The organism is Pseudomonas sp. ICBG1301 (assembly GCF_016918385.1).
GTDB lineage: Bacteria > Pseudomonadota > Gammaproteobacteria > Pseudomonadales > Pseudomonadaceae > Aquipseudomonas > Aquipseudomonas palleroniana.
In genome coordinates this window covers 1-943 of sequence record NZ_JAEKGB010000025.1, presented here as the reverse complement: position 1 = coordinate 943, position 943 = coordinate 1, and the positions used below count along the sequence as shown (strand labels likewise).

Sequence of the window (943 nt, the reverse complement as noted above, 5' to 3'; positions counted from 1 at the left end):
CGCACGTAATTGAACTCATGCCTGAAGTGCTCCAGCAAAAGCTGCTGCTCTATCAAGTTTTTCCCTAACGGCAACTCAAGTTTCAAGCTACGGTGCATTCGCTCATGGCGACCATTCTGGGCGGGTCTTCCCGGCATCGTTCGTTCCGGATAGATACCTAATCGGATCCACCAAACTGCCAAGGTGGACATTCTTGCCAAGCCCGGAGAGGCGAAGGGAACACCGTTGTCAGTACGAATGACGTCCGGCATTCCATATTCCTGAAAAAGCCTCTCAAAGGCCTGTTTCACCGGCTTGGTCATGATCTTGGGATGGGCCCTGCACGCCAAAATCATACGGGAGGCGTGGTCTGTAACGGTCAAAGGGAAGCACATCTGTGTGTCGAGCATCTTGAATTGCCCTTTGTAGTCAGCACACCACGTCTTATTGGGTTCGTTTGCTTCTCGCATTTCTCTGTGAGAGGTGCCGTGTCGGCGCTTGAAGCGCCGTTTACTGACTAGTCCGAGTCGTTCAAGCCATTGACCTGCCGTACTCGGAGAGGGCCAGGCGGTGCAAGGGTCATCGATTCGTAATAGCTCGATAATCTTCTTCGGCCCCCATTTATCGTGAGCGTCTTTCATTGCCACGATGCGGGCCAATATCTCGTCGTCAGTCTTGTTGGGGCTGTGATGAGGACGCCGGGAAAGCTCGGCCAACGACTTTAAATCGCCGCCAACATGCCGAGAAATCCATTTATCCACGGTCGGCCGACTAACGTTGAAGCGGCGTGCCAGCTGGCTTTTTGTGTAATCGCCAGAAAGCCAGTCGACGACCAGCTTGATTCGTTGGTTCATAGGGGACTCTTGGTTCCAGGGCATGATCAGTTACCTCCTGATCATGCGTATTAGCCTGTAAACCATGTCCCCGGTTAGAAATGTAAACGATGTCCCCGGTTTGTACCGGG

At 52.9% G+C, this 943-nt stretch carries 1 protein-coding gene; it reads right to left on the bottom strand.

All coding sequences use genetic code 11. The annotated features are described in order from the left end of the window. Positions 1-857 (bottom strand): DDE-type integrase/transposase/recombinase (locus JBE38_RS27510; protein WP_205345598.1); only part of this gene is annotated, 857 nt, incomplete at its 3' end. Between the last annotated feature and the right edge of the window lie 86 nt (positions 858-943).